The sequence below is a fragment of the Spirillospora sp. NPDC048819 genome (genome assembly GCF_040650055.1).
In the GTDB taxonomy this organism is placed as follows: Bacteria; Actinomycetota; Actinomycetes; order Streptosporangiales; family Streptosporangiaceae; genus Spirillospora.
This window is the reverse complement of record NZ_JBEZGN010000027.1, coordinates 1-26,068: the sequence shown is the minus strand read 5'-3', so window position 1 is coordinate 26,068 and position 26,068 is coordinate 1. Positions and strand designations below refer to the sequence as shown.

General features: G+C 73.2%; 26 protein-coding genes. 10 read left to right on the top strand and 16 right to left on the bottom strand.

The window, feature by feature from the left end; all coding sequences use genetic code 11:
• Positions 1 to 149 precede the first annotated feature (149 nt).
• From AB0C35_RS30025 to AB0C35_RS30015, 3 genes are all read left to right on the top strand, one after another.
• Positions 150 to 1,385 carry an isochorismate synthase gene (locus AB0C35_RS30025; RefSeq protein ID WP_358462975.1) on the top strand — a complete coding sequence of 412 codons (1,236 nt, stop codon included), beginning with the start codon at positions 150 to 152 and terminating at the stop codon, positions 1,383 to 1,385.
• A 110-nt stretch (positions 1,386 to 1,495) separates the two neighbouring features.
• Positions 1,496 to 1,978, top strand: coding sequence for a cation:proton antiporter regulatory subunit (locus AB0C35_RS30020; RefSeq protein ID WP_358462972.1), 483 nt, complete (start codon positions 1,496 to 1,498; stop codon positions 1,976 to 1,978).
• Between the two features lie 5 nt (positions 1,979 to 1,983).
• Complete coding sequence (locus tag AB0C35_RS30015) at positions 1,984 to 3,228, top strand: cation:proton antiporter (protein ID WP_358462969.1); 1,245 nt, start codon at positions 1,984 to 1,986, stop codon at positions 3,226 to 3,228.
• On the opposite strand, the gene AB0C35_RS30010 is transcribed toward AB0C35_RS30015, so the two are convergent.
• Both AB0C35_RS30010 and AB0C35_RS30005 read right to left on the bottom strand, forming a co-directional pair.
• A complete protein-coding gene (locus AB0C35_RS30010) occupies positions 3,225 to 4,046 on the bottom strand; it encodes a DNA-formamidopyrimidine glycosylase family protein (protein WP_358462967.1) in 822 nt (273 codons plus the stop codon). The two genes, AB0C35_RS30015 and AB0C35_RS30010, sit on opposite strands and share 4 nt — an antisense overlap.
• 20 nt (positions 4,047 to 4,066) lie before the next feature.
• Positions 4,067 to 5,107, bottom strand: coding sequence for an acyl-CoA desaturase (locus AB0C35_RS30005; RefSeq protein WP_358462964.1), 1,041 nt, complete (start codon positions 5,105 to 5,107; stop codon positions 4,067 to 4,069).
• 206 nt (positions 5,108 to 5,313) lie between these two features.
• Between AB0C35_RS30005 and AB0C35_RS30000 the strand changes: the two genes are divergently transcribed.
• Positions 5,314 to 6,111: a tyrosine-protein phosphatase gene (locus tag AB0C35_RS30000; RefSeq protein ID WP_358462961.1), complete on the top strand. Its 798-nt coding sequence runs from the start codon at positions 5,314 to 5,316 to the stop codon at positions 6,109 to 6,111.
• Between the two features lie 159 nt (positions 6,112 to 6,270).
• On the opposite strand, the gene menD is transcribed toward AB0C35_RS30000, so the two are convergent.
• From menD to AB0C35_RS29985, 3 genes are all read right to left on the bottom strand, one after another.
• On the bottom strand, positions 6,271 to 7,938 hold the full coding sequence (gene menD, locus AB0C35_RS29995; RefSeq protein ID WP_358462958.1) for a 2-succinyl-5-enolpyruvyl-6-hydroxy-3-cyclohexene-1-carboxylic-acid synthase: 1,668 nt from the start codon (positions 7,936 to 7,938) through the stop codon (positions 6,271 to 6,273).
• Complete coding sequence (locus AB0C35_RS29990; protein ID WP_358462955.1) at positions 7,935 to 8,885, bottom strand: o-succinylbenzoate synthase; 951 nt, start codon at positions 8,883 to 8,885, stop codon at positions 7,935 to 7,937. Before AB0C35_RS29990 ends, menD begins: the two co-directional genes overlap by 4 nt.
• A gap of 64 nt (positions 8,886 to 8,949) precedes the next feature.
• Positions 8,950 to 9,849 carry a 1,4-dihydroxy-2-naphthoyl-CoA synthase gene (locus AB0C35_RS29985; RefSeq protein WP_358462952.1) on the bottom strand — a complete coding sequence of 300 codons (900 nt, stop codon included), beginning with the start codon at positions 9,847 to 9,849 and terminating at the stop codon, positions 8,950 to 8,952.
• A gap of 111 nt (positions 9,850 to 9,960) precedes the next feature.
• Here AB0C35_RS29985 and AB0C35_RS29980 point away from each other — a divergent pair, with 111 nt between their 5' ends.
• Complete coding sequence (locus AB0C35_RS29980) at positions 9,961 to 11,130, top strand: AMP-binding protein (protein ID WP_358462949.1); 1,170 nt, start codon at positions 9,961 to 9,963, stop codon at positions 11,128 to 11,130.
• Between the two features lie 261 nt (positions 11,131 to 11,391).
• Entirely contained in the window at positions 11,392 to 12,732 is a 1,341-nt protein-coding gene (locus AB0C35_RS29975; protein ID WP_358462946.1) for an RNA polymerase sigma factor, read from the top strand.
• 107 nt (positions 12,733 to 12,839) lie between these two features.
• Here AB0C35_RS29975 and AB0C35_RS29970 read toward each other — a convergent pair whose 3' ends face one another.
• Both AB0C35_RS29970 and AB0C35_RS29965 read right to left on the bottom strand, forming a co-directional pair.
• Complete coding sequence (locus tag AB0C35_RS29970; RefSeq protein WP_358462943.1) at positions 12,840 to 13,727, bottom strand: ABC transporter permease; 888 nt, start codon at positions 13,725 to 13,727, stop codon at positions 12,840 to 12,842.
• A gap of 2 nt (positions 13,728 to 13,729) precedes the next feature.
• Positions 13,730 to 14,713, bottom strand: a complete 984-nt coding sequence (locus tag AB0C35_RS29965) for an ATP-binding cassette domain-containing protein (RefSeq protein ID WP_358462940.1) — start codon at positions 14,711 to 14,713, stop codon at positions 13,730 to 13,732.
• 115 nt (positions 14,714 to 14,828) lie between these two features.
• Here AB0C35_RS29965 and AB0C35_RS29960 point away from each other — a divergent pair, with 115 nt between their 5' ends.
• The gene (locus AB0C35_RS29960; protein ID WP_358462937.1) at positions 14,829 to 15,278 is read left to right on the top strand and encodes a MarR family transcriptional regulator; all 450 of its coding nucleotides are present in this window, start codon (positions 14,829 to 14,831) and stop codon (positions 15,276 to 15,278) included.
• 12 nt (positions 15,279 to 15,290) lie between these two features.
• Here AB0C35_RS29960 and AB0C35_RS29955 read toward each other — a convergent pair whose 3' ends face one another.
• From AB0C35_RS29955 to AB0C35_RS29935, 5 genes are all read right to left on the bottom strand, one after another.
• Positions 15,291 to 15,716 carry a VOC family protein gene (locus AB0C35_RS29955; protein ID WP_358463314.1) on the bottom strand — a complete coding sequence of 142 codons (426 nt, stop codon included), beginning with the start codon at positions 15,714 to 15,716 and terminating at the stop codon, positions 15,291 to 15,293.
• Positions 15,717 to 15,778: 62 nt separating this feature from the next.
• The gene (locus tag AB0C35_RS29950; protein ID WP_358462934.1) at positions 15,779 to 16,525 is read right to left on the bottom strand and encodes an alpha/beta hydrolase; all 747 of its coding nucleotides are present in this window, start codon (positions 16,523 to 16,525) and stop codon (positions 15,779 to 15,781) included.
• Between the two features lie 329 nt (positions 16,526 to 16,854).
• Entirely contained in the window at positions 16,855 to 18,072 is a 1,218-nt protein-coding gene (locus AB0C35_RS29945; protein ID WP_358462932.1) for a uroporphyrinogen-III synthase, read from the bottom strand.
• Positions 18,056 to 18,463, bottom strand: a complete 408-nt coding sequence (gene nirD / locus AB0C35_RS29940; protein WP_358462929.1) for a nitrite reductase small subunit NirD — start codon at positions 18,461 to 18,463, stop codon at positions 18,056 to 18,058. The genes AB0C35_RS29945 and nirD overlap by 17 nt, the downstream gene beginning before the upstream one ends.
• Before the next feature lie 142 nt (positions 18,464 to 18,605).
• Positions 18,606 to 20,735, bottom strand: coding sequence for a molybdopterin-dependent oxidoreductase (locus tag AB0C35_RS29935; RefSeq protein WP_358462926.1), 2,130 nt, complete (start codon positions 20,733 to 20,735; stop codon positions 18,606 to 18,608).
• A 298-nt stretch (positions 20,736 to 21,033) separates the two neighbouring features.
• Between AB0C35_RS29935 and AB0C35_RS29930 the strand changes: the two genes are divergently transcribed.
• Complete coding sequence (locus tag AB0C35_RS29930; RefSeq protein WP_358462923.1) at positions 21,034 to 21,528, top strand: NUDIX hydrolase; 495 nt, start codon at positions 21,034 to 21,036, stop codon at positions 21,526 to 21,528.
• 54 nt (positions 21,529 to 21,582) lie between these two features.
• On the opposite strand, the gene AB0C35_RS29925 is transcribed toward AB0C35_RS29930, so the two are convergent.
• Positions 21,583 to 21,831, bottom strand: a complete 249-nt coding sequence (locus tag AB0C35_RS29925; protein ID WP_358462920.1) for a hypothetical protein — start codon at positions 21,829 to 21,831, stop codon at positions 21,583 to 21,585.
• A gap of 192 nt (positions 21,832 to 22,023) precedes the next feature.
• Between AB0C35_RS29925 and AB0C35_RS29920 the strand changes: the two genes are divergently transcribed.
• Positions 22,024 to 23,391 carry a nitrate/nitrite transporter gene (locus tag AB0C35_RS29920; RefSeq protein WP_358462917.1) on the top strand — a complete coding sequence of 456 codons (1,368 nt, stop codon included), beginning with the start codon at positions 22,024 to 22,026 and terminating at the stop codon, positions 23,389 to 23,391.
• Here the strand turns inward: AB0C35_RS29920 and AB0C35_RS29915 are convergent.
• Together AB0C35_RS29915 and AB0C35_RS29910 are read right to left on the bottom strand one after the other, a co-directional pair.
• The gene (locus AB0C35_RS29915) at positions 23,339 to 24,091 is read right to left on the bottom strand and encodes a maleylpyruvate isomerase N-terminal domain-containing protein (RefSeq protein WP_358462914.1); all 753 of its coding nucleotides are present in this window, start codon (positions 24,089 to 24,091) and stop codon (positions 23,339 to 23,341) included. The two genes, AB0C35_RS29920 and AB0C35_RS29915, sit on opposite strands and share 53 nt — an antisense overlap.
• A gap of 181 nt (positions 24,092 to 24,272) precedes the next feature.
• Entirely contained in the window at positions 24,273 to 24,689 is a 417-nt protein-coding gene (locus tag AB0C35_RS29910; protein WP_358462911.1) for a plectin, read from the bottom strand.
• 115 nt (positions 24,690 to 24,804) lie between these two features.
• On the opposite strand from AB0C35_RS29910, the gene AB0C35_RS29905 reads away from it, so the two are divergent.
• Positions 24,805 to 25,383, top strand: coding sequence for a TetR/AcrR family transcriptional regulator C-terminal domain-containing protein (locus tag AB0C35_RS29905; protein ID WP_358462908.1), 579 nt, complete (start codon positions 24,805 to 24,807; stop codon positions 25,381 to 25,383).
• 13 nt (positions 25,384 to 25,396) lie between these two features.
• Here the strand turns inward: AB0C35_RS29905 and AB0C35_RS29900 are convergent, their stop codons facing one another.
• On the bottom strand, positions 25,397 to 25,924 hold the full coding sequence (locus tag AB0C35_RS29900; RefSeq protein ID WP_358462905.1) for an LUD domain-containing protein: 528 nt from the start codon (positions 25,922 to 25,924) through the stop codon (positions 25,397 to 25,399).
• Between the last annotated feature and the right edge of the window lie 144 nt (positions 25,925 to 26,068).

Sequence of the window (26,068 nt, the reverse complement as noted above, 5' to 3'; positions counted from 1 at the left end):
CACAGGGGCAGGCACCCCGCAACGCCAGACGCCACCGGCCCGGACGCCACCGGCCGGGCACCACCGGGCACGGCCCGTGTGGCGCACACCTCACGCACACCCCGCCCCCACCGTTTGAACAGGTTCAAATCTGTCGTACAGTGGCATGCGTGAAGCTCGCCGTGACAGCACCGGACCGCCTCTCCGTCCGCACCGTCCCGATCCCCGACCCGGGCGACCTCATCACACGGCTCCCCCACCCCGCCGCACTGGCCTGGATCCGCCACGGCGAAGGAATCGTCGGCTGGGGCGAAGCGGCCCGCCTCACCCTCCCCGGCGGCACCGACCGCTTCACCGCCGCCGAACACCTCCTCCGCGAACTGTTCGGCGCCGCAGCCGTCGACGACCCCATCGCCGTCCCCGGCACCGGCCCCGTCGCCTTCGGCTCCTTCGGATTCGACCCCAAATCCCCCGACTCCACCCTCATCATCCCCCGCCGCGTCCTCGGCCGCCGCGACGGCACAGCATGGCTCACCACCATCGGCGGCGACACCGACCCCCACACCCACACCAACCCCCCGCACACCCCACGCCACCTCCAATGGAGCGGCGGCGCACTCCCCGAACACGCCTGGAAGGACACCGTCGCCGCCGCCGTCCACCGCATCAGGCAAGGCCACCTCGGCAAAGTCGTCCTCGCCCGCGACCTCAACGTCCGCGCCGACACCCCCATCGACGCCCGCGCCCTCCTGCGCCGCCTCGCCGACCGGTTCCCCGGCTGTTACACCTTCTCCTGCGCCGGCCTCGTCGGCGCCACCCCCGAACTCCTCATCCGCCGCACCGGCGACCACATCGAATCCCTCGTCCTGGCCGGCACCACCGCCCGAGGCACCGGCCCCGCCGACGACCACGCCCGCGCCCGGCACCTGTTCACCTCCGCCAAAGACCGCGAAGAACACCGCTACGCCGCCGACATGGTCCGCGACGCCCTCACCCCCCTCTGCGCCGACCTCACCGTCCCCGCCGAACCCGAACTGCTCACCCTGCCCAACCTCACCCACCTCGCCTCACCCGTCCACGGACGCCTCACCGCCGACCGCTCCGTCCTCGACGTCGTCGCCGCCCTGCACCCCACCCCCGCCGTCTGCGGCACCCCCACCGACATCGCCATGGACCTCATCCGCGAACTCGAAGGCATGGACCGCGGCCGCTACGCCGGCCCCGTCGGCTGGGTCGACGCCCGCGGCGACGGCGAATGGGGCATCGCCCTGCGCTGCGCCGAAATCGACGGCACCCGCGCACGCCTGTTCGCCGGCTGCGGCATCGTCGCCGACTCCGACCCCGACGCCGAACTCGCCGAAGCACGCACCAAATTCCGCGCCATGCAATACGCCCTCCACGGCTGACCCGCCCCCCAACAGCGACGATCACACACAACACCCGACGTCACAGACCCGGCACCCCCCATGTACGGTCATGGACGACCACGCCACGCACAGACGGAGGACGAAGCACCGTGGACGTCGAACGGACCGCTTTGCCCGGCATCGGCCTGCAGCACATCATGACCACCGCACGCGGCCGCCAACTCGGCGTCATCTCCCACCGCACCGGCCGCCGCGACCTGGTCGTCTACGACAAAGAAGACCCCGACAGCTCCATCGTCACCGTCGCCCTGTCCGCCGACGAGGCCAGCGCCATCGCCGAACTCCTCGGCACCGGCCGCGTCGTCGAACACCTCGCCGAACTCCACCGCCAGGTCGAAGGCCTCGTCACCCAGAAGATCCCCATCACCCCCGGCTCCCCCTACGACGGCCACGCCCTCGCCGAAACACGCTGCCGCACCCGCACCGGCGCCTCCATCGTCGCCGTCGTGCGCGAAGGGCAGGTCATCGCCAGCCCACGCCCCGACTTCGTGTTCAACGCCGGCGACGTCGTCGTCGCCGTCGGCACCGGCGAAGGCACCGTCGCCGTCACCCAGATACTGTCCAACGGCTGAACCACATGCACTCCGCCGTACAACTCATCGAACTCGGCGCGATCATCCTGGCCCTCGGACTCCTCGGCGCCGTGTCCGTCCGCTTCTCCATCTCCCCCATCCCCCTCTACCTCATCGCCGGCCTCGCCTTCGGATCCGGCGGCATCCTCCCCCTCACCGACAGCGAGGAATTCGTCTCCATCGGCGCCGAAGTCGGCGTCATCCTCCTCCTGTTCACCCTCGGCCTGGAATACACCGCCCCCGAACTCGTCGGAACACTGCGCACCTCCGCACCCGTCGGACTCGCCGACCTCGTCCTCAACGCCGCCCCCGGCGTCGCCGTCGCACTCATCCTCGGCTGGGGACCCGTCGCCGCCGTCGCGATGGGCGGCATCACCTACGTCACCTCCTCCGGCATCACCGCCAAAGTCATCGGCGACCTCGGCTGGCTCGGCAACAAAGAAACACCCGCGATCCTGTCCATCCTGGTCTTCGAAGACCTCGTCATGGCCGCCTACCTCCCCATCCTCACCGCCCTGCTCGCCGGCGCAGGACTCCTCGGCGGCGCCGCCGCACTCGGCATCGCCGCCGCCACCATCACCGTCATCCTCTTCATCGCACTCAGACACGGCACCCTCGTCGAACGATTCGTGTCCTCCCCCAGCGAAGAAGTCCTCCTCCTCAAAGTCCTCGGCCTCACACTCCTGGTCGCCGGCATCGCCCAGCAACTCCAGGTCTCCGCCGCCGTCGGAGCCTTCCTCGTCGGAATCGCCCTGTCCGGCCCCCTCGCCCACACCGCCCAGAAACTCCTCGCACCGCTCCGCGACCTCTTCGCAGCCGTGTTCTTCGTCTTCTTCGGCCTGCACACCGACCCCGCCGACCTGCCCCCCGTCCTCGGCATCGCCGCACTCCTGGCCGTCACGGGCGTCATCACCAAAATGGGCAGCGGCTGGATCGCCGCCCGCCGCGCCGGCGTCGCCACCACCGGACGCCTGCGCGCAGGCGCCGCACTCGTCCCCCGCGGCGAGTTCAACATCGTCATCGCCGGCCTGGCCGTCAGCGCAGGCATCAGCGCCAGCCTCGGCCCCCTCGCCGCCGCCTACGTCCTCATGCTCGCGGTCACCGGCCCCGTCCTCGCACGCGGGATCGTGCCGCTCGCCGAGCGCCTGCGCCTCAAGCGCGCACGCCACCGCGGACCGCAGACCGACGACGCCCCGCTCCCCGCCACCCTCACCGACAACACCGCACAGGACGCGACGACCGGACCCTAAACCCCCACCGCGGACGGCTGACAACCCGGACACCAGAACAGATTCCGCCCCGCCAGCTCCACCGTCCGCACCTCCACCCCGCACACCAGGCACGGCTGCCCCGCCCGCCGGTACACGTACACCTCACCACCATGACCGTCCACCCGCGGCGGCCGCCCCATCGCCTCCGGCGTATGCTCCGGACGCACCGTGTCGATCCGGCCGTCCCGCACCCCATCGGCCATCAACACCACCAGATCCGCCCAGATCCCCACCCACTGCTCCCACGTCACCCGGCGCCCCGGCAACCGCGGATCGATCCCCTGCCGGAACAGCACCTCGGCCCGGTAGATGTTCCCCGGCCCCGCCACCACCGACTGATCCATCAACAGCACCGCGATCGGCGTCCGCGCACGGCTCACCCGCCGCCACGCCGAACCCGGATCGGCGTCCCCGCGCAGCGGATCAGGACCCAGCCGGTCACGCAGCAGCTTCACCTCACCCGGATCCAGCAGCTCACACGTGTTCGGCCCCCGCAGATCCGCATACCCGCCCGCCCCCGCCAGCCGCAGCCGCACCGCCCCGACCGGCTCCGGCGCCGGCCCGGACCCGAACACGAACCGCCCATAGATGCCGAGATGAACATGCAGCGTCCGCTCATCATCGAACCCCAGCAGCAAATGCTTACCGTGCGCATCCGCCGCCACCAGAACACGCCCGTCCAGCCACGCCGCCCCATCGGCGAAACGACCCTGCGGACTGGACGCGGCAACACGACGGCCGCCGAACATCAGCTGATGCTCGGCGGCCAGACGATGAACGGTATGACCCTCCGGCATGGCCGGAGCATAGCCCGCCCCTACCGCAGCGGCTCCCCCACCTCACGCATGTGCCCCAGCGCCTGCCGGTACGACGCCACCAGACCCGTCTCCACGTAAGGGACGCCCACCTCCGCGCAATGCTCGCGCACCAGCGGCCGCACACGCCGCAGACTGCACCGCGGCATGCTCGGGAACAGATGATGCTCGATCTGGTAGTTCAACCCGCCCATGAACCAGTCGGTGAACAGCCCACCGCGCACATTCCGCGACGTGAGCACCTGCCTCCGCAGATGATCCCACCGCTCCCCCGGCTCCGGCATCGCCATGCCCTTGTGGTTCGGCGCGAACACCGCCCCCAGATGCACACCGAACAACGCGTGCTGCACCGCCACCAGCACCAGCGCCTGCGCCGGGGGCAGCAACGTGAACGCCAGCGCCAGATACCCCACCGCATGGGCGACCAGCAGCCCGCCCTCGACCAGCTGATCACGCCGCCGCCGGCCCCGCAGGAACAGCAGGCTGCCGACCTTCAGGTTCAGACCCTCCAGCGTCAGCAGCGGGAAGAACAGCACCGCCTGATGCCGCGCCACCCACCGCAGCACACCGCGCTGCCGCCCGGCCTGCTCACCCGTCCACGCCAGGATCCCCTCGCCCACGTCGGGGTCCTTCCCGACGTGATTGGGGTTGGCGTGATGCCGGTTGTGCTTGTCGCTCCACCAGCCGTGCCCCATGCCGAGCAGCAGATTGCCCAGCAGCAGCCCCAGCCACCGGTTCCCCCGTGCACTGCGGGCGATCTGCCGGTGCCCCGCGTCATGGCCGAGGAACCCGGTCCGCGCCGCCAGGACGGCCAGCGGGACACCGAGCAGTACCGTCCACCAGCTGTCCCCCGCCCAGGCCACCGCACCCCAGACCGCGGCAGTGGCGGCCAGGTTCAGCCCGATCGCCCGCACGTAGTAGCCGGGACGCCGGTCCAGCAGCCCGCTCTCGCGGACGCGCCGCGCCAGCGGCGCGAAGTCGCTGCCGGCCGACCGGCCCGGCGGGGCGGGCGGAACGATCGGGGCGTGCAGGGTTGAGGGCATGAAGCCTCCATTCGCTGAACAGGGGGAACGACTGATTTCAAGGCTACGGAGTGTGACACCGATCGGTCGCCCCGCTACGGAGCCATCCGCGAACTGGCTCCCAGGTCCCGGTTACGCCCCCGGCCGCATCCCGGCCTGCCCCTCCCGGCCTAGAGCAGGACCCTGAGCAGAAGACGGGACACAGCAGCCATATAGGCTCACAATCCATGGACGACGGTACGCGGTGGATCGAACTGGACGGCGCGGTCAACGCCCGTGACCTGGGCGGGCTCCCCACCGCCGACGGGCGCACGACACGCCGGGCGCGGGTGCTGCGCTCGGACAACCTCCAGGACCTCTCGGTCGCCGACGTGCGGCTCCTCCTCGACGACTACGGCCTCAAAAACGTCATCGACCTGCGCAGCGACGCCGAGGTCCACCTCGAAGGCGCGGGCCCGCTGACACGGGTGTCGGCGGTCACCGTCCACCAGCTGTCGCTGTTCCCCGAGGGCGGACGCCACACCGACGTCGCCGCCGACACCGTGGACGTCGACCGGGTACTGCCCTGGCAGGAACGCCCCGCGCGCGGCCCCGAGACCGACCGGCCGGCCGGGCACTACCTCGGCTACCTCAACGACCGCGGCGACTCCATCGTCGCCGCCCTCCGCGTCATGACGCGCACCGACGGCGCGTCCCTGGTGCACTGCGCCGCGGGCAAGGACCGCACCGGCGTCGTGTGCGCCCTCGCCCTGGACGTCGCCGGCGTCACCCGCGAGGCGATCGTCGCCGACTACGCCCAGACCGGCGAACGACTGGAGGCCGTCCTGCGCCGCCTGCGCGCCAGCGACACCTACGCCGCCGATCTCGACTCCCGGCCCGCCGACTCCCACCGCCCCCACGCGGCGATCATGGAGAAGCTGCTCGCCCGGGTCGACGAGCAGTTCGGCGGGACGATCGGCTGGTTGTCCGGCCACGGCTGGACCGCCGACGACACCGACGCACTCCGCACCCGCTTCCTCAGCTGACCACTCCCCCTCGACCACCACCCAGTCGGTGTTCTCGTTGCTGGGGTTTGTGTGTTTGGAATGAGCGGAGACCGCTTCAGCCCAGTGCCTTTACATTGTAAGTTGAAGGGTGAAGCGTTAGAGGAGCAGCCGGCGGACGGCCGGTCCCTGGGGCACCGGTCAGGTGAGGGCCTCGCGGACGGCGGCGTGGGCGGCCTTGCGCATCTCGGCGTGCAGCGCGGCGTTCGCGTTCCGGTCCGTCCGGGCCTCCACGATCCGCAGCCCCTCCCCCGCCAGCGCCTTCGGCACCTCCGCGGCGGCCTCCAGGCGCCGGTACGGGACGCCGTGCGCGGCGGCGAGCGCCTCCAGGTCCACCTGGTGGGGGGTGCCGAAGACCCGCTCGAACGGGTCGGCCAGCGCCGCCTGCGGCAGCAGCGAGAAGATCCCGCCGCCCCGGTTGTTCACCACGATGATCGTCAGGTCCGGGCGCCGGTCCTGCGGGCCGAGGATCAGCCCGTTCTGGTCGTGCAGGAACGCCAGGTCGCCGAGCAGCGCGAACGAGCGGCCGCTGTGCGCCAGCGCCGCGCCGATCGCCGTCGACACCAGCCCGTCGATGCCGCTCGCGCCCCGGTTCGCCATGATCCGGATACCGCGCCTCGGCCGCATCACCTGGTCCAGGTCCCGGATCGGCATGCTCGCCGCCGCCAGCAGCAGCGACCCGCCCGGCAGCGCCGCGACCAGGTCCCGCGCCAGCCGCGGCTCGCTCACCTCCGGCACCGAGTCCAGCACCCCGTCCACCGCCGCGGCGGCGGCCAGATCCGCGGTGCGCCACGACTTCAGCCACGCGTCGTCGCCCGACACCACCGGGATCTCGACCTCCGGCGCCACCTGCGTCGCCGACCGGACCGGGTCGGGCCAGTGCGCCAGATCCGGCGCCAGCACGATGTGCTCCTCGGCGCGGCGCAGCAGGGACAGCAGCGGACGCGACAGCCCCGGCTTGCCCAGCGTCACCACCACCTCCGGGCGGTGCCGCTCCACGAACTCCGGGACGCCCAGCAGGAAATGATGCGACGACAGCGCGTGGTCGCCGTAGCGGGCGTTGCCGTGCGGCTCGGCCAGCACGGGCCAGCCGGCCATCGACGCCGCCGCCACGTACCGCTTGACGTTGGACGCGCCGTCCCCCACCACGAGGACGCCGCGGCGCGTCGGCGGGACGTGCAGCACCGACCCGGGCGTCGCCGGACGTACCTTCGTCCACGCGCCCGTCGCGTCACCGTCGAGGGGCTCGCACCACGACTCGTCGCCGTCGGGGATCAGCGGCTCCCGGAACGCGGCGTTCAGATGCACCGGACCCGGCACCGGCGCGCGCGCCAGCCCCCACGCGCGGCTCACCAGCGACCGCCAGTACGCCACCATGCCCGGGCGGTTCTCCGGGACGCCGATCTCGGTGCACCACCGCACCGCCGTCCCGTAAAGCTTCACCTGGTCGATCGTCTGGTTCGCGCCGGTGTCGCGCAGCTCCGGCGGACGATCCGCGGTGATCACGACCAGCGGAACGCCCGACTCGTGCGCCTCGATCACCGCCGGATGGAAGTTCGCCGCCGCCGTCCCCGACGTGCACACCAGCGCCACCGGCCGCCCCGACCGCTTCGCCAGCCCGAGCCCGAGGAACGACGCCGACCGCTCGTCGATCCGCACATGCAGCCGCACCCGGTCCGCCACGGCGGCGGCGTGCAGCGCCAGCGCCAGCGGCGCCGAACGCGACCCCGGCGCGACGACCGCGTCGGTCATCCCGCAGCGCAGCAGCTCGTCGACCAGGACGGTCGCCAGCGCCGTCGCCGGGTTCACCGCCCCGCCCCGATCACCGCGGGACCGCCCAGGTGCGCCTGCGCCCCGGCCGCACGGTCCCGCCAGCCCGGACCGGGGACCTCCCAGCGGCGCAGCGCCTCCTCGTCCACCACGGGCCGCCGCACCTCGATCTCCCCCGCGACCGGCCACAGCGGATCGTCGACGACGTCGCCCTCCAGCAGCGACAGCGTCCCCAGCCCGCACGCGTACGGCAGATCCGGCAGCGCGGCGGCCAGCGCCACCCCCGCCGCCAGCCCCACCGACGTCTCCACCGCGCTCGACACCACAACCGGCAGCCCGCACGCCTCCGCGACCCGCAGCGCCGCCGCGACCCCGCCCAGCGGCTGCACCTTCAGCACCGCCACGTCGGCGGCGCCCGCCGCCCGCACCTTCAAAGGGTCCTCCGCGCGGCGGATCGACTCGTCCGCCGCGACCGGCACGTCCACGCGGCGCCGCACCAGCGCCAGATCCTCCAGCCTCGCGCAGGGCTGCTCGACGTACTCCAGCTCCCACCGGTCCAGCGACCGGATCATCCGCGCGGCGTGATCGACGTCCCAGCCGCCGTTGACGTCCACCCGCACCCGGCCGTCCGGGCCGATCGCGTCGCGGACGGCCTCCACCCGCGCCAGGTCGTCGGCGTCGGACTGGCCGCGCTCGGCGACCTTGACCTTCGCGGTGCGGCACCCGGACGCCTTCGTCATCTCGAACGCCCGCTCCGGGCCCACCGCCGGGATCGTCACGTTCACCGGGATCCGGTCGCGGACCGGCGCCGGCCAGCCCTCATGGGCCGCCTCGCGGGCGGCGGCGAGCCAGCGCGCGCACTCGGCCGGGCCGTACTCGGGGAACGGCGAGAACTCCGCCCATCCGGCGGGGCCCTGGATCAGGACGCCCTCGCGCCGCGTGACACCGCGGAACCGCGTCCGCATCGGGATGGAGTAGACCCGCACCCACCGACCCCCTGACCTGCCCGTCCAATCACGGTATTCCGGATCACACCGCGCGTTGGGACATTTAGTAGTACCACGGGTAGCGCGACCAGTCGGGGTCCCGCTTCTCCAGGAACGAGTCCCGCCCCTCGGCGGCCTCGTCGGTGCCGTAGGCCAGCCGCGTCGCCTCCCCGGCGAACACCTGCTGCCCCACGAGGCCGTCGTCGATCATGTTGAACGCGTACTTCAGCATCCGCTGCGCCGTCGGGCTCTTGCCGTTGACCTTCCGCGCCCATTCCAGCGCCGTCGCCTCCAGCTCCGCATGGGGGACGACCGCGTTGACCATGCCCATCCGGTGCGCGGCCTCGGCGTCGTAGGCGTCGCCGAGGAAGAAGATCTCACGGGCGAACTTCTGCCCGACCTGCCGCGCCAGGTACGCCGACCCGAAACCGCCGTCGAAGCTCGCCACGTCGGCGTCGGTCTGCTTGAACCTGCCGTGCTCGCGGCTCGCGATGGTCAGGTCGCACACCACGTGCAGGCTGTGCCCCCCGCCCGCCGCCCAGCCGGGCACCACGCAGATGACGACCTTGCCCATGAACCGGATCAGCCGCTGCACCTCCAGGATGTGCAGCCGCCCCGCCCGCGCCGGGTCGATCGTCTCCGAGGTCTCCCCTTCGGCGTACCGGTAGCCGTCCTTGCCGCGGATCCGCTGGTCGCCGCCCGAGCAGAACGACCATCCGCCGTCCTTCGGGGACGGCCCGTTGCCCGTCAGCAGCACGCATCCGACGTCACTGGACATCCGGGCGTGGTCCAGCGCCCGGTACAGCTCGTCCACCGTGTGGGGACGGAACGCGTTGCGCACCTCGGGACGGTTGAACGCCACCCGGACCGTGCCGTGGGCGACGGCACGGTGGTAGGTGATGTCGGTGAAGCCGAACCCCTCGACCTCTTTCCACGCGTCCGCGTCGAACAGCTCCGAGACCATGTCTTCCTCTCCGCTAGGGCGATCGCGCCGGCCGGGGTCGCGGCGGTCGTCCCCATTCAACCCGCTATGGATTCGAACACGTTCAGCGGGGTCGTCTACCCTGATGGGATCATGGACCGCCCTCTGCACGCCGCCCTCCTGCCGCCCGGCCCCCGCCTGCTGCGGGCCCTGGCCGAAGCACTCGACGGCGGCCCGGCGATCTGCCCCGTGTCCCCCGATCTGCCCCGGCCCGCACTGCGCCACCTCCTGGACGCCCTGGCCCCCGACGCGGTGGAGACGCCGGACGGGCTCGCCCCGCACACCCCGCGCACCGGCCACACCCCCGTCGCCGACGGCACCGCCGTGCTGATCGCCACGTCCGGCTCCACCGGCGCCCCCAAGTTCGTCGAGCTGGGGGCCGCCGCGCTGCACCACTCCGCCGCCGGGACCCTCGACCGCATCGGCGCCGCGCCGGGCGACCGGTGGCTGTGCTGCGTGCCCACCAGCCACATCTCCGGCGTCCAGGTCCTGGTCCGCTCCCTCGCCGCCGGCACCGACCCGATCATCACGCCCCGGTTCGACCCCGCCGCCGTGGCCGCGGCGGAGGGCGCGCACGTCTCGCTCGTGCCGACCCAGCTGCGCCGCCTGCTGGACGCCGGCACCGACCTGTCGCGGCTCGGCGCGATCGTCCTCGGCGGCGCCGCCGCCGCGCCCGGCCTGCTCGCCGAGGCCCGCGGCCGCGGCGCCCGCGTCTTCACCACCTACGGGATGAGCGAGACCTGCGGCGGCTGCGTCTACGACGGGACGCCCCTGCCCGGCATGCGCGCCGCCGTCGGGGACGACGGGCGGATCCGGCTCGCGGGCCCGTCCCTGTTCACCGGCTACCGGCTGCGGCCCCGCGACACCGCCGAGGTCAGGGACGGCGAATGGTTCGTCACCCAGGACCTCGGCGCCATGGAGGACGGCCTGCTCCGCGTCCGCGGCCGGCTCGACGACGTGATCAACACCGGCGGCGAGAAGGTCGTCGCCGGCGAGGTCGCCGCCGCGCTGTCGCACCACCCCAAGATCCGCGACGTCGTGGTGGTCGGGCGTCCCGATCCCGAGTGGGGCGAGCGGGTCACCGCCGTCGTCGTCCCCGCTCCGGGCGCTCCCGGCGCACCGGAGCTGACGGAACTGCGCGCCTTCCTGCGCGAGACGATGCCCGGATACGCGGCGCCGCGCGAGCTGGAGCTGGTCGAGGCCATCCCGTTGCTGGCGTCCGGGAAACCCGACCGGGCGCGCCTCCGCTCGCCCGCGTCCTGATGCCCGGTGGCCTTAGTCACGTTGCCACGGCCCACGACCTTTACATAGTAAGGTAGGTTTAGATCGCGTTCGCCCGTGTGAAACGCCCCTTTCCCGGGCACCACGACCCTCTGGATCGCCCCTCCACGATCCCCCGCGGACCGCCGGGGGCTGGGCTCCGGGAACAATGGCCCGCCCGTGCGACGTTCCGTTAAGTGCGTGCGCCACCAGCGAACAAAAGATCCGCGCCGCGCTCACACACCGAAGGGAGAGGGGTTCCCCATGCCGCGAAGCGCCGTCGAGACCCCGCTCACGGAGTCGGCGGGCCCCGCGCTCGACGACCTCCTCCAGCGTGGCCGCGCCCAAGGGCGCCTCTCGCTCGACGAGGTGAGGGGGGCCTTCGAGACCGCCGGCATCAGCCCGGCCCAGGGCCGTTCCATCCTGCGCGAGCTCTCCGAGGCCGGCATCAGCCTGGCCGGTGAGTCCGACGCGGTCCGCAAGATGGCCGCGGTCGCCGACCACCACGGAGCGGACGCCGCACAGGCGACGTCCGGCACCGCGAAGCGCGCCCCCCGCAAGAAGGCCGCCGGCGCGTCCGCCAAGACCGCCGGGAAGGGCCCCGGCAAGGACGCCGCCACGGAGGCCGCCCCCGACGAGGGGTTCGAGGTCACCGAGGTCGAGGCCGACGAGCCCGCCGACCTGGACGACCAGTCGACCACCATGGGCGACTCGGTCCACACCTACCTCAAGGCCATCGGCCGCCGCCAGCTGCTCACCGCCGAGCAGGAGGTCGACCTCGCCAAGCGCATCGAGGCCGGCCTGTACGCCGAGCACAAGCTGGAGACCGAGGACCTCGCCCCCCGGCTGCGCGCCGACCTGGAATGGGTCGCCGCCGACGGCCGCCGCGCCAAGGCCCACATGCTGGAGGCCAACCTCCGGCTCGTGGTGTCGGTCGCCAAGAAGTACTCCGACCGCGGCCTGTCGCTGCTGGACGTCGTCCAGGAGGGCAACCTCGGCCTGATCCGCGCGGTCGAGAAGTTCGACTACTCCAAGGGCTACAAGTTCTCCACGTACGCGATGTGGTGGATCCGGCAGGCCATTCAGCGCGGCTTCGCCGACTCGGCCCGCACGATCCGGCTGCCCGTCCACGTCCTGGAGATGCTGAGCAAGCTCAGCCGCATCGAGCGCGACATGCACCAGCGGCTGGGCCGCGAGCCCACCCCGGAGGAACTGGCCGTCGAGCTGGACAAGAGCCCCGAGCAGATCCGCGAGCTGCTGCGCACCAGCCGCCAGCCGATCAGCCTGGACTCCACCATCGGCGAGGACGGCGAGACCCGCATCGGCGACCTCATCGAGGACACCGACAGCCCCGAGGCGTCCGAGCTGGTCGACCGGCAGCTGATGGCCGACCAGCTGCGCCGCACCCTCGACATCCTGTCCCCCCGCGAGGCCAAGATCATGGCGATGCGGTTCGGGCTGTACGACGGGACGCCCCGCACCCTCGACGAGATCGGCAAGGCCCTCGGGCTGACCCGCGAGCGGATCCGCCAGCTGGAGAAGGAGTCGCTGTCGAAGCTGCGGCACCCTAGCAACGCCCGCCCGCTGCTGGACTTCGCCGTCTGACCTGAAGGCCGCCTGTCCCGCCGCAGGCACACCGGGGCCCGCCGGACCGACCATGGTCCGGCGGGCCCCGGTGTTTCGGGTGTTCAGGCGTTCGGGAGTTCACGAGTTCAGTCGGAGTGGCGGAACTCCAGGATCGCCACGCCCATCAGGCCGACGCCCATGCCCACGACGATGACGAGCTCCAGCCAGACCGGGACGACCCAGCCGTTCCAGGTGACGCCCGGGTTGAACGTCCGCTGGAGCGCGGGCGACAGGTCCAGGCGGGAGAACACCGCCTGGCGCATCGGGTCGACGGCGTAGGTGAGCGGGTTCAGCCGGGTGAGGACGCTCAGCCACGTCGGCAAGCCGTTCAGCGGGTACAGGGCGCCCGACAGGAACATCATCGGCATCATCGCCATCTGCATGAGGGCGAAGAACGACTGCATCTGCTTGATCCGGGCGGCCATCATCACGCCGAAGCCGGTCAGCGCGAACGCCCCGAGGAACATCAGGCCCATCAGCTCGGCCAGCAGCAGCGGGTCGTAGGGGACCCCGGCCAGGCCCGCCAGCGCCACGATCACCGCGCCCTGCAGCGTCGCCACAAGCGCGCCGCCGATGCACTTGCCGATCACGATGGCGCTGCGGCTGACGGGGGCGACGAGCATCTCGCGCAGGAACCCGAACTCGCGGTCCCACACGATCGACCCGGCGGAGAACATCGCCGTGAACATCACCGACATCGCGCACACGCCCGGGAACAGGAACGTCTTCAGGTCGATGTCGCCGTCGGCTCCCCCGCTGGCCATCAGGTTGGACAGGCCGGTGCCCATGACCAGCAGCCACAGCACCGGCTGCACCAGGCCCGAGACCATCCGCAGCTTGTCGCGCCAGAACCGCAGCAGCTCCCGGTGCAGGACGATCTTCACCGCGCGCACGTCCTGCCGGAGGCCCGGCTCGGGCACCCGGACGCGGACGACGTCGGCGACCGGGCCGGCCGCCCTGGTGGAACCCGCCATCGTCATCTCCTCATCGCGCGCATCGTCATCCGGTTGCGGTCGCTCGCCCCGGCCTCGGCGTCGCGGATCGTCGATCCGGTGAAGGACATGAACACATCGTCCAGGGACGGCCGGGACACGCTCACCGACCGGATCGGCACGCCCAGCCCGGCGAACAGCCGCGGCACGAACGCCTCGCCGGCGGCCACCCGGAACGTCACGGCGCCCTCGGACATGACCGCCTCAAGGTCGAACCGCTCCTTGATCGCGGCGATCGCGGCCTCGTCGTCGGCGGTCTGGATGCGGACCCGGTCCTCGCCGACGCCGGCCTTGAGCGCCTCGGGGGTGTCCAGCGCGACGATCGTCCCCGAGTCCATGATCGCGATGCGGTCGCAGTACTCCGCCTCGTCCATGTAGTGCGTCGTCATGAAGATCGTGATCTCCTCGGCCTCCTTGAGCTGCCGGATGTAGTCCCAGATCGACGACCGGGTCTGCGGGTCGAGGCCGACGGTCGGCTCGTCCAGGAACAGCACCCGCGGCGAGTGCAGCAGCCCCCGGGCGATCTCCAGGCGGCGCTTCATGCCGCCGGAGTAGGTCTGCACCAGGTCGCCGCGCCGGTCCCACAGCCCGACCATCTCCAGCACCTGCCGCATGCGCTCGCCCACGACCGACCGCGGCACCCCGTACAGCTCGGCGTGGAAACGCAGGTTCTGCTCCCCCGACAGGTAGCCGTCGAGCGTCGGGTCCTGGAACACCAGCCCGATGTTGCGGCGCACGCTGTCACGCTCGCGCACCACGTCGTGGCCGGCCACCAGGGCGCGGCCGCCGCTGGGCTTCAGCAGCGTGCAGAGCATGTTGATCGTGGTGGACTTGCCCGCGCCGTTCGGGCCGAGGAACCCGAAGATCTCCCCCGGCCGCACCGTGAACTCGATCCCCCGCACCGCCTCCACGTCGCCGAACCGTCTGGTCAGGCCGTCGACCTCGACGGCCGGGTCCCCGTCCGGCATCGGGCCTCCTTCCGCATCGGAACAGACCCATATTTTGGGCTATCCAACGGTAGGAGTACCCTATCTCTCACGTCAAGAGAGATTGGCTCCGCCAAGCAAGCCCAGGGAGTGGGACGTGGAGGATCGGCCCGACCCGCTGTACGACTCGCCCAGCTACCTGATGTTCGAGATGGTGCGGCTCGTCCGCCGCACCGCGGCGCGCAAGTTCCCCGGCCAGCCGCGGTGGCCGCACCTGCTCGTCCTGTGGTGCGTCGGCCGGTTCGGGCCGCTGTCGCAGCGGGAGGTCGCCGGGCGCCTCAGCATGGACGCCGGCGACCTGGTCGGCATCGTGGACGCGCTGGAGGAGGCCGGCCACGTCGAGCGGCGCCGCGACCCCGGGGACCGGCGCCGGTACGCACTGGAGATCACCGAGGACGGCCGGGTGTTCCTCAGCGAGTGCCTGGACGCCCGCCTGCGCCTCAACGAGATGCTGTTCGAGCCCCTGTCACCGGACGAGCGGCGGCTGTTCAAGGAGATGATCCTGCGGATCCTCGCCCACCACGACGACCGCTTCGCCGGACGCTGATCCACTGTGCCGTCAGCCGAGTTCCTCGGCCAGTCCGATGATGATCCCCTCGGGGCCGCGGACGAAGCAGAGCCGGTAGGCGTCCCCGTACCGCGCGACCTCGCCGACGAGTTCGGCGCCGTGAGCGCGCAGGCGGGCGATGACGTCGTCGATGCCTTCGACGGCGAACATGATGCGGCGTATGCCCAGCGTGTTCGCCGGTGCGTTCTGCGGCTCGCTGCTGATCGCCGGCGGCGCGTGGTACCTCGTCAGCTCGACCCGCCCGTGGCCGTCCGGGGTCCGCATCATGACGATGTCCGCGCGGACGCCGTCGAGCCCGACGACGCGGTCGACATCGCCTCCCTCGACCTGCGTCCTGCCCTCCACCTCCATACCGAGTTCGGCGAAGAACGCGACGGCCGCCTCAAGATCGGCGACGACGATCAGGATGTTGTCCATCCGCCGAATCGTCATGGTGATCCCCTCCTCGCCGGGCGGCCCGTCCGCGGCTCGCCATGCCTTCAAGAGTCGCAGACCGGCGGCCGGCTCAGGTGCCGGGCGAAGAACCGGGCCCCGGCGTCGATCTCGAACGACGGGACGCCGGTGTGGCCGCCGAGGTTGGCGTGCAGCGTCTTCTCCTTGGAGCCGAAGGCGTCGTACAGGTCCAGGGCCCGCTGCCGGTCGATCCCCTCGTCGTCCCACTGCAGCAGGACCTGCAGCGGAATGGTGACTCGGCGGGCCTCCTCGAACAGGGCGCCGGGCACGAAGGTCCCGGCGAACAGCAGGGCGGCCGAGATGCGCGGCTCGACCAGCGCCAGCCGGACGCCGATGGCGGTCACCCCGCCCTCGTACCCGACCGGCCCGCCGATCCCGGGCAGCGGAAGGAGGGCGTCCAGGGTCGCCCGCCATTCCGGGACCGCCCGTTCGACCAGCGGGAGGACGAGCCGGTCGACGATCTCGTCGACCGGCTCGCCGGCCTCCACCGCCCGGCGGAGGTCGGCGCGGGCCTGCTCGGCGGCGGCGATACGGGGCCGGTCGCCGCTCCCGGGCAGCTCGACGGCGGCCGCGGCGAAGCCGTACTCCGCCGCGTAGTGCCGGGCCCGGGCCGCCAGTCGCGGGTGCATTCTGCGCAGTCCGCCGGGGTGGCCGACCAGGATGAGCGGCGCCGACGCGGATGCGGGCGTCCACAGGGTGCCGGGGATCTCGCCGAGGGTGAATTCGCGTTCGAGGACGCCGTCGTCGAGGCGCCGTTCAGAAGTGAATCGCATGGTCGTGCCTTTCGGGAGTGCCTTTGAACGGCGCTCCCGGACGACCTATCGCCCGACCGTGACCCCAGAGGGGAGCACCCATGTCGATACTGCGTTCACGGGTACCACCTCCTCCTCGTTCTCTGGCACGGCCTCCGGAAAGTAGCAGTGGTCGCCGTGGTCCGCCAACAGGTTTTCGCGGAGGCTCCACGGCCGGACGCCAGGGAGGGAGCCGCCCGCCTCCGATGGGCCGCCGCCGGCACGTCGGCGGACCCCGCCGCGCCGGGACCACGGTGTCCGGACGGCGCGGCGGGAGAACGGTGTCCAGCCGGTCGGGCGGCCAGCCGGTGTCAGCCGCCCGCGCCCGCCCGGAGCCGGTCGGTGAGCCGCGGGTCGCACGCCAGCCGGTAGCCGCGTTTCACGACGGTCTCCACGATTCCGGGGCGGCCGAGACCGCGCCGCAGCCGCGCGACCGCCATCTCCACCGCGTGCTCGTCGGCCTGCGGCCGCGCCTCCCGCGGCCGTGCCTCCCGCGTCCACCCTTCCCTGGCCCCGGCGCCTCCCGCGACGAGACGGCTCGGCAGGACGCCGGACAGCTCCGCCCTCGACACCACGTGCCCGGGGCGCCGGGCGAGCGCCCGCAGGATCGCCATCGGCGCCGGCGCGATCGGACGCAGCTGCCCGTCCAGGACGACGGCGTGCCCGCGCAGCTCCAGTGAGAAGCCGTGCACCGACAGCCGCCGCGACCGGCGCCTCGGCAGGTCCGTCACCAGGGCCCGCACGAGCGCGCCGAGCCTGGCCCGCTCCGGCTGGACGGTCGGGACGCCGCGTCCGGTGAGCGCCCGCGCGGTGACCGGCCCGACGCACGCCGCCACCACCTGGCCGCGCATGGCCTCCAGCAGCGCCTCCTCCAGCCCGTCCTCGGCGGCGACGGCCAGCGTCGCGGCCACCGCCGGCGCGCTGGTGAACGTGACCGCGTCGACCGTGCCGGCGACGGCCTGGCCGACGAGCCGGCGCAGCGGCGTGGAGTCCTCGGTCCGCGACCACCGGTACACCGGGATCTCGATCACCTCGGCGCCCGCGGCGCGCAGCGCCCCGGTCAGCTCCGGCTGCCGCTCCCCGTACAGCTGGACGGCCACCCGCGCCCCGGCGAGGTCCTCCGCCAGCAGATGCCGGGTCACCTCCGCGCACTCCTCCGACTCCGGCGACCAGCGCTCCCGCAGGCCCGCCGAACGGATCGCGCCGCGCGCCTTCGGGCCGCGCGCCACGATGGCGCTAGCGGCCAGCCGGGCGATGAGGGCGTCCCGCATCCCCCAGCCGTCGGCGGCCTCCAGCCAGGCCCGGAACCCGATCCCGGTGGTGACGACGACGTGGTCGACGCGGCCCCCGGCGCACGCCCGGGTGGCCTCCAGCAGCTCGGCGTCGTCGGCGAGCGGGACCAGCCGGATGGCCGGGGCGAGAACGACCCGGGCCCCGCGCCGTTCCAGGAGCGTCGCGAGCTCCTCGTGGCGGCGGGCCGCGGTCACGCCGACGGCGAACCCGGCCAGCGGCTCACTGCCGTCGCTCATCGGGGAGGGCCACCTCCACCCGGTCGCCGGCGCGGCGGACCGGGAACGCCGGCAGCGCCACCCGGGGATCGTCCAGGCACGCCCCGGTCCGCAGGTCGAACACCTGCTTGTACATGGGGGACGCCACCGTCGGGGTGCCGTCCCGGGTGCCGAGGATCCCCCGCGACAGCACGTAGGCGCCGCTGAACGGGTCGAGGTTCGACAGCGCGTACAGGGCGCCGTCGAAGACCCGGAAGACGGCCACCTGCGTCCCGTCGAGCATGGCGCAGGCGCCGCGCTCGGGAGTCAGGTCGGCGTAGGAGCAGATGTCGAACCAGCGGGCCGCGCCGGGCCGTGCCGCGGGCCGTGCCGCCGGGCCTCTGGTGATCGTCGCTTCGGGTGTCGTGGTCATGCGCGGCAACCTCCTGGCGGGAACGTGTCGCCGGGGTCGCTGCCGTCCGCGCGTGACATCCGCGTCCACGCGGCCCCGACGTTCATGCACCGATCCTCGGCAGGGGCCGTTTCGCGGTTGGGTCCCCTTTGTCACCGGCGTGTTAAAAGGCGCTCACGCCCTCGGGCGGCGCGGCCGGTTCGAGGCGGACGGCGCAGACCTTGAACTCCGGCATCCGCGACACCGGGTCGAGGGCCGGGTTGGTGAGCAGGTTCGCGCGGCCCTCCCCGGCCCAGTGGAACGGGACGAAGACGGTGTCGGGGCGGATGGCGTCGGTGAGCCGCGCCCGGACGGTCGCCTCGCCGCGGCGGCTGCGCACCCGCACCTCGCAGCCGTCCTCGATGCCGAGCCGTTCCGCGAGGTCGGGATGCAGCTCGACGAACGGCCCGGGCGCGGCCTCGGCCAGCGCCGCGACCCGCCTGGTCTGGGCACCCGACTGGTACTGCGCGAGGACGCGGCCCGTGATCAGGTAGACGGGGTAGCCGCCGTCCACGTCCTCGTCGGGACCGTGATGCTCGGACGGGACGAACCGGGCCCGCCCGTCGGGGGTCGGGAACCGGTCGAGGTAGGGCCTCGGGGTGCCGGGGTGGTCCCGCGACGGGCAGGGCCAGAACACCCCGCCCTCCGCCTCGATCCGCTCGTAGGTGATGCCGGAGTAGTCGGCGATCCCGCCCGCCCCGGCGCGGCGCAGCTCCCCGAACACCTCCTCCGGGTCGGTGCTCCACTCCCCCGGCGCCTTGAGCCGCCCGGCGAGCGCGCCGATGATCTCCAGGTCGGTGCGGACGCCGTCCGGCGGCGCGACGGCCCGGCGCCGGCGCAGCACCCGGCCCTCCAGGTTCGTCATCGTCCCGGACTCCTCGGCCCACTGCGCCGCGGGCAGCAGCACGTCGGCGCGCCGCCCGGTCTCCGAGGGCACGAAGTCGGCCACCACCAGCAGGTCGAGGGCACCGAGCCGCTCCTCCACGGCCGAGGCGCGGGGCGCCGACACCACCGGGTTCGACCCGAACACCAGCAGCGCCTTCGGCCCGCCGGGGGTGCCGAGCGCCGACAGCAGCTCGTACGCCGAACGTCCGGGCCCCGGCAGCGTCTCCGGGTCCACGCCCCACACCCCGGCGACGTGCGCGCGGGCCGCCGGGTCGTCGATCCTGCGGTAGCCGGGGAGCTGGTCGGCCTTCTGCCCGTGCTCGCGTCCGCCCTGCCCGTTGCCCTGCCCGGTCAGGCACCCGTAGCCCGAGCCCGCGCGGCCCGGCAGCCCGAGCGCGAGCGCCAGGTTGATGAACGCGCTCACCATGTCGGTGCCGCGGGCGTGCTGCTCGGCGCCCCGCCCGGTGAGGACGTGCGCGCGCCCGGCGCGGGCCAGCAGCCGGACGGCCTCCCGCATCCGCGGGACGGGCACGCCGGTGATCCGCTCCACCCGGTCCGGCCAGTAGGCGTTCACGACCGTCCGGACGGCGCCGAACCCGGCGGTCCGGGCGGCGATGTAGTCCTCGTCGGCCAGTCCCTCGGCGATCAGCAGGTGCAGCAGCCCGTTGGCGAGGGCGATGTCGGTCCCGGGCGTCGGCTGAAGGTGCAGGTCCGCCTGGCGGGCCGTGGCGGTGCGGCGCGGGTCCACGACGATGAGGGCGCCGCCGCCGTCGCGCATCTCGGTCAGGTGCCGCATGAACGGCGGCATCGTCTCGGCCGGGTTCCCGCCGGCGAGCAGCACGGCCCCGGACGCCGCCAGGTCCGTGACCGGGCCGGGCAGCCCGCGGTCCATCCCGAACGCCCGGCCGGACGCCGCCGCGGCCGAGGCCATGCAGAACCGCCCGTTGTAGTCGATCTGCGACGTGCCGAGCGCGACCCGGGCGAACTTGCCGAGCTGGTACGCCTTCTCGTTCGTCAGCCCGCCGCCGCCGAACACCGCGACGGCGTCCGGCCCGTGCAGCGCCCGGAGCCGCCCCGCCTCCGCGGCGACGCGGTCGAGCGCCTCGTCCCAGGTGCAGGGCTCCAGCGGCGCGCCCCGGTCGCGGCGCATCATCGGCGTGGTCAGGCGGTCCGGAACGGTGAGCAGCTCCGCGGCCGTCCAGCCCTTCTGGCACAGCCCGCCGCGGTTGGCGGGCACGTCGTCGCGCGGCGTCACCCGCACCGCGCCGCCGCCCGCCCCCGTGCCGGGGCCCGCGGCCGCGCCGTCCCGGCTGAGGGTCATGCCGCATTGCAGGGCGCAGTACGGACAGTGCGCAGGAGTCCCGATCATGCACCGAGAATCGGCGGGCGCCGTTTCGGCGGCGATTCCCCGGTGTGACTCCGGCGTTAAATGGCGTTCACTCCCCGCGTTCGCGCAGGCAGGACGGCCCGCGGGTCCCGCGGCCGCCCCGCGCCGGCGGCCTTGACGATCGCGGGTCAAGCGTTGTTGATCCCAGTCATGGCCCTTTCGTCATCAATTACCCGGTTATCGAACGGATTCATGGCGGCACGGCGGTCGCGCGGACGGATGCGGCCCCGCCGCCGTACGGCCCGGACCACCGCGCGATGATCACACCTAACCTCGGTACATGCCCGACCTTGCTTACTACGCCTCACTGCCGCGCTCCCGCGGCGCCGCGGCGGCGCTCCTCCTGGACGATCTCGGGCGGGTCCTGCTGGTCAAGCCCACCTACAGCGAGGGCTGGTACCTGCCCGGCGGGGTCATCGAGACCGACGAGTCCCCCCTGTCGGCCTGCGTGCGCGAATGCGAGGAGGAACTCGGCCTCGTCCCCCGCCTGCACGGCCTCGCCTGCGTCGACTGGGGTTCACCCCGCGACGACGGCGTCGACTCCGTCAACGTGTTCGTCTTCGGAGGCGCCATCACCGGCGCGGAGATCGCCGCGATCCGGCTGCCCCCCGAGGAACTGTCCGACCACATCCTCGTGGCGCCGGAGAAGATCCCCGAACTGGCGCCGCCGCACGTGGCACGCCGGATGGACCCCAGCCTGCGGGCCATGGCCGCGGGCCGCGCCGTCTACCTCGAAGACGGCCGCGAGCAGCAGTTCGGCACCCCGCCCGCCTGAGCCGCCCGGCTGAGCCGCCGCGCGGTCCGGGTCGCCCCGCCCGCCGGGCCGTGCCTAGGCGAGCACGGCGTCCTTGGCCTGCCGACCGCGCTCGGGGTCGGCGGAGCGGGCGCAGTGCGCGCAGCAGTAGAAGTGGCCGTCCACGTCGATGCCGTGCCCCATGATGCGGCACTGGCAGTTCTCGCACACCGGCGCCATCCGGGTGATCGCGCACTCGAACGAGTCGAACGTGTGCACCGCGCCCTGCGCGTGCACTTCGAACGCCATGTCGTAGTCGTTGCCGCAGACCTCGCAGGTCGCCATCGTTCCGTCTCCGTTTCCCCCGCCGCCTCGCCTTTCACTGCCTACCCCGGGCCGGCCCGGGTCACCCCTGCCTCACGGCCGGCGGAGACACGCGGTGAGGCGGAGTTTTCACCGACGTATGACCGCTCACACGGCGGCGAAACCCGGCGCTCCTACGGTCGTGCCGCCGAGCCGACCCAGGGAGAGAGCCCGATGACCGTCACCACCCGAGCCGCCCGCCGCGACGGCGGCCGCCCGCCGAAGGGCCGCAGGATCGACGACTGGCGGCCCGAGGACCCCGCGTTCTGGGCGGCGGGCGGCGCGCGGATCGCCCGCCGCAACCTCGTCCTGTCGATCCTCACCGAGCACATCGGCTTCTCGGTGTGGACGCTGTGGTCGGTGCTCGTGCTGTTCCTCGGCCCCGCCTACGGCGTCGACGCGGCCGGCAAGTTCACCCTCACCGCCGTCCCGGCGCTGGCCGGGGCCGCGCTGCGGATCCCCTACACCCTCGCCGTCGCCCGGTTCGGCGGCCGCAACTGGACGATCTTCAGCACCGCCCTGCTGCTCGTCCCGGCGGTCCTCGCGGCGTTCCTCATCGAGCCCGGCGTCTCGTTCACCACGCTGCTGATCCTGTCGGCCGTCGCCGGCGTCGGCGGCGGAAACTTCGCGTCCTCGATGGCCAACATCAACGCGTTCTACCCCCAGCGGCTCAAGGGCCGGGCCCTCGGCGTCAACGCCGGCGGCGGCAACCTCGGCGTCGCCGTCGTCCAGCTCGCCGGGCTCCTCGTCCTCGCCACCGCCGGCAAGGACCGCCCCGGGCTCGTCGCCGGCGTCTACATCCCGCTGATCGTCCTCGCCGCCCTCGGCTCCGCCCGCTACATGGACAACCTCACCCAGGCCCGCAACGACCGGCACGCCATGCGGGACGTCTGCAAGGACGCCCACACCTGGATCATGTCCGTGCTCTACATCGGCACCTTCGGGTCGTTCATCGGGTTCGGGTTCGCGTTCGGGCAGGTCCTGCAGGTGCAGTTCGCGGCCGACTTCGACACCCCGGTCAAGGCCGCGTACCTGACGTTCCTCGGCCCCACGCTCGGCTCACTCCTGCGTCCCGCCGGCGGGTGGCTCGCCGACCGGCTCGGCGGCGCCGCCGTCACCTTCTGGACGTTCGCCGCGATGGCCGCCTCGGCGGGCCTGGTGCTGGCCGCCTCGCTGCGCGGGTCGCTGCCGCTGTTCCTCGCCGGGTTCGTCCTGCTGTTCGCGTTCAGCGGCGTGGGCAACGGCTCCACCTACAAGATGATCCCGGCGATCTTCCGGGCGAAGGCGGAGCGCCGCGCCGGCGGCGACCCGGCCGCCGCCGAGCACGAGGCCCGCAGGCTCGCCGGCGCGCTCATCGGCATCGCGGGCGCCGTCGGCGCGTTCGGCGGCGTCCTGGTCAACATCGCCTTCCGGCAGTCGTTCCTGGCCTCCGGCACCGGCGACGGCGCCTACCTCGCGTTCATCGCCTTCTACGCCGTGTGCGGCGCCCTCACCTGGCTGGTCTACCTGCGGACCCGCCCGGGGAGGCCGGCGGGCGTCTGACGCCCCGCACCGGCTGCGCCGGCCGGCCCGCGCGCCGTCCCCGCGTCCGGCCGGGCCCCCCGGCGGGGTCCGGCCCGGCGGGGTCCGGCCACCGCGGCGACCGGCCCGAGGAACGCAGCACCGACTCCCACGCGTCCCCCGACGCCAGCGGCAGGTGCGGGACGCCCCAGTGCCACGCCGAGACCAGCAGATCGGGGTCGCGCGGCTGGTACCGCTCCCCCACCGCGCGCGCCATGTCCCAGGCGTGCAGATGCCATTCCACGCAGGCCGCGCCCGCGTGGTCGCCGACGGTGTACTTCGTGCCCCGGTAGATCAGATGCGTCCGGTCCCACATGTCCGGCATCAGGTCGGCGTAGGCCCCGGCCGACACCCCGAACCCCATGATCCGGTCCGGTCCCGTCTCGGGCGGCAGCACCGCCAGTTCCGCCGCGTTCTGCCGCGCCTGCTGCCTGATCAGCACCGCCGCCGCCGTGTCCCGCGCGAACAGCGTGGCCAGCCGGCTGTCGGGCGCGTCCTGGAGGTACTCCAGGAAGTTCTCCGCGACGCACCGCAGGTGCCCGGCCAGATCGATCAGCCGCCAGTCGGCGCAGGGCGTCGGGACATCCCAGTCGCCGGCCTTCTCCGCCAGCGCCCGGATCGCCCGCACCCCGTCCTGATAGGACTCGAGTACGCGGTGCCGGTCCGGCGGCGTGCGCTCCACGTGACTTTCCCCCCGCGTCCAGAGCACCGTGTGCCCTCTCCGCCGGGACGCGGCCACGCGCCCGTCGCGGCCGGCGACGTGCGGCGCGGGCCTCCCCCGGCGTTCCCCCGAGAGGGCAGACTCTCAAAGTTCGGTGGCCGGTGCCACCCGGTGACGCTGTGTCGTCACCGTCGGGAACGGCTCAGACGATCACGGTGGGCCGGGTCCGGAAGCTGAGCCGGTGCGCCTCGCGCGCCGTGCGCAGCCGGTCGACCTCGTCGGTCCACGGCCGCACCGCCGGGCGCGCCTTGGCCTTGCGGTAGGCGATCTCCGCGGCGCGGCGCGTCTTGGCGTCCTGCGACTCGGCCGAGTAGACCTTGGGCCCCATCGCGGCCCGCTCGGACGCCTCGGCGGCGGCGAGCACGGACGTCATCGCCTTGTCGAACGCGACCGTCAACTCCCGCAGGCGCGGTTCGGGCGCGTCATCGCCCTGCGCGTCCCGCAGCACCCGCTCCGCCTCGCCGGCCGCCGCAAGCCGTGCCTCGTACTCGGCGGCCAGCCGCTGGTCGGCCTCGTACAGTTCGGCTACGTCCTTGCTCACCCGGCGGCCCAGCGGCATGGTGGTACTCCCTCAACGGTCTTCGAATCCGGTCGAGGTCAGCGTACGCGGACCTGCGGCGTGTCGTGGCGGCGGACACCCGGCTTCGGCCCTTTACACAGTAAGGTCGGTGCTCATGGTCAGGCAGCCCAGCATCAACGCCCAGCACCGCGCGCCCCTGTCCACCGAGCGGATCATCGAGGCGGCGCTGCGCATCGTCGACGGCCAGGGCCTCAGCCGGCTCACCATGCGCCGGCTCGGCGACGCGCTGGAGGTCGAGGCGATGGCGATCTACCACCACCTCCCCCGCGGCAAGGAACAGCTCCTGGACGGCCTCGTCGCGCACGTCGCGTCCGCCCCCCTGCAGCCGGACGGCGCGGCGCAGGCCGCCGGGACATGGCGGGACGTCCTGCGCGCATGGGCCGCCGACTACCGGGCCCGGCTGCTCGCGCACGCCGGTGTGCTGCCCCTCGTCGTCACCCGCCGCAACCCCGCCGCGCTCACCGCCACGGTCGCGTCGCTGCGCGAGGTCCTGCGCCGCGGCGGCGTCGCGGAGGACACGGCGGCGGTCGCCGCGCACACCCTGCTCGGCTACGTGATCGGCCACGCCGCGCTGGAGGTGCGGGACACCGCGGAGGACGGCGCGGACCGCGCGGTCGACTGGGACGCCCGCTTCACCGCCGGCCTCGACCTCGTCATCGGCGGCGCGGGCTGACCCGCCCGCGCGTTCAGTCCTCGACGACGAGGACCTCCAGGTGGCAGGGGCCGTGGACGCCCTCCACCCGGACCATCTCGATGCCGTGGGTGGCGGACGGGCCGCTGATCCACGTCAGCGGGCGGGCCGGGTCGAGCCGCCCGACCGCCTCCGGGACCGTTCCCGCGATCTGGTCGGCGTGCACCACGCACAGGTGGTAGGCGGGCACGAGGGAGAGCGCCCGCCTGCCCTGCGCACGGCCGCCGTCCAGGACGACGGTGCCGGTCTGCGCGACGGCCACCGCGCAGCCGGTGACCACGCCGTCCACGGCGGCGAGGGTGCCGAGGTCCACCGCCGGGGTGTCGGCCAGCGCCCGGACGCCGTCCAGCTCCGCGAGCCACCCGAACGGCACGTCCGCCGGGACGACGATCTCCTTGGCCTCACGCCCCCACAGCGCGGCGGCCACCGCGGTGCCCAGCTCGTCCGCGCTCACATGCCGCACCGCCGCCCGGTTGTCGGCGACCCGCTCGGTGAACAGCCCGATGACGTCCGCCCGGCTCATCGGGTGGGTCGCGGCCTCAAGCCCGGGCAGCCTGCGCGCGTAGCCGCGCGGCACCGGCGGGCGGGCCGATCCCCTTGTTCGCCCCGGTGACCAGTGCGATCTTCTGCTGTGCGGTCCGCTCGCTCATGATCGGCTCCTCGCCGT

What these genes read in the sequence shown, in the direction of transcription:
- AB0C35_RS29900 (WP_358462905.1), bottom strand. Translation starts at nt 25,924, where the DNA reads ATGAGCCGGGCGGACGTCATCGGGCTGTTCACCGAGCGGGTCGCCGAC.
- AB0C35_RS29925 (WP_358462920.1), bottom strand. Translation starts at nt 21,831, where the DNA reads ATGGCGACCTGCGAGGTCTGCGGCAACGACTACGACATGGCGTTCGAA.
- AB0C35_RS29985 (WP_358462952.1), bottom strand. Translation starts at nt 9,849, where the DNA reads ATGGTCTCGGAGCTGTTCGACGCGGACGCGTGGAAAGAGGTCGAGGGG.
- AB0C35_RS29965 (WP_358462940.1), bottom strand. Translation starts at nt 14,713, where the DNA reads ATGCCGGACGGGGACCCGGCCGTCGAGGTCGACGGCCTGACCAGACGG.
- nirD (WP_358462929.1), bottom strand. Translation starts at nt 18,463, where the DNA reads ATGACCACGACACCCGAAGCGACGATCACCAGAGGCCCGGCGGCACGG.
- AB0C35_RS30015 (WP_358462969.1), top strand. Translation starts at nt 1,984, where the DNA reads ATGCACTCCGCCGTACAACTCATCGAACTCGGCGCGATCATCCTGGCC.
- AB0C35_RS30005 (WP_358462964.1), bottom strand. Translation starts at nt 5,107, where the DNA reads ATGCCCTCAACCCTGCACGCCCCGATCGTTCCGCCCGCCCCGCCGGGC.
- AB0C35_RS30010 (WP_358462967.1), bottom strand. Translation starts at nt 4,046, where the DNA reads ATGCCGGAGGGTCATACCGTTCATCGTCTGGCCGCCGAGCATCAGCTG.
- AB0C35_RS30000 (WP_358462961.1), top strand. Translation starts at nt 5,314, where the DNA reads ATGGACGACGGTACGCGGTGGATCGAACTGGACGGCGCGGTCAACGCC.
- AB0C35_RS29950 (WP_358462934.1), bottom strand. Translation starts at nt 16,525, where the DNA reads ATGCGATTCACTTCTGAACGGCGCCTCGACGACGGCGTCCTCGAACGC.
- AB0C35_RS29935 (WP_358462926.1), bottom strand. Translation starts at nt 20,735, where the DNA reads ATGATCGGGACTCCTGCGCACTGTCCGTACTGCGCCCTGCAATGCGGC.
- AB0C35_RS29955 (WP_358463314.1), bottom strand. Translation starts at nt 15,716, where the DNA reads ATGGACAACATCCTGATCGTCGTCGCCGATCTTGAGGCGGCCGTCGCG.
- AB0C35_RS29975 (WP_358462946.1), top strand. Translation starts at nt 11,392, where the DNA reads ATGCCGCGAAGCGCCGTCGAGACCCCGCTCACGGAGTCGGCGGGCCCC.
- AB0C35_RS29905 (WP_358462908.1), top strand. Translation starts at nt 24,805, where the DNA reads ATGGTCAGGCAGCCCAGCATCAACGCCCAGCACCGCGCGCCCCTGTCC.
- AB0C35_RS29920 (WP_358462917.1), top strand. Translation starts at nt 22,024, where the DNA reads ATGACCGTCACCACCCGAGCCGCCCGCCGCGACGGCGGCCGCCCGCCG.
- AB0C35_RS29970 (WP_358462943.1), bottom strand. Translation starts at nt 13,727, where the DNA reads ATGGCGGGTTCCACCAGGGCGGCCGGCCCGGTCGCCGACGTCGTCCGC.
- AB0C35_RS29980 (WP_358462949.1), top strand. Translation starts at nt 9,961, where the DNA reads ATGGACCGCCCTCTGCACGCCGCCCTCCTGCCGCCCGGCCCCCGCCTG.
- AB0C35_RS29910 (WP_358462911.1), bottom strand. Translation starts at nt 24,689, where the DNA reads ATGCCGCTGGGCCGCCGGGTGAGCAAGGACGTAGCCGAACTGTACGAG.
- AB0C35_RS29930 (WP_358462923.1), top strand. Translation starts at nt 21,034, where the DNA reads ATGCCCGACCTTGCTTACTACGCCTCACTGCCGCGCTCCCGCGGCGCC.
- AB0C35_RS29945 (WP_358462932.1), bottom strand. Translation starts at nt 18,072, where the DNA reads ATGAGCGACGGCAGTGAGCCGCTGGCCGGGTTCGCCGTCGGCGTGACC.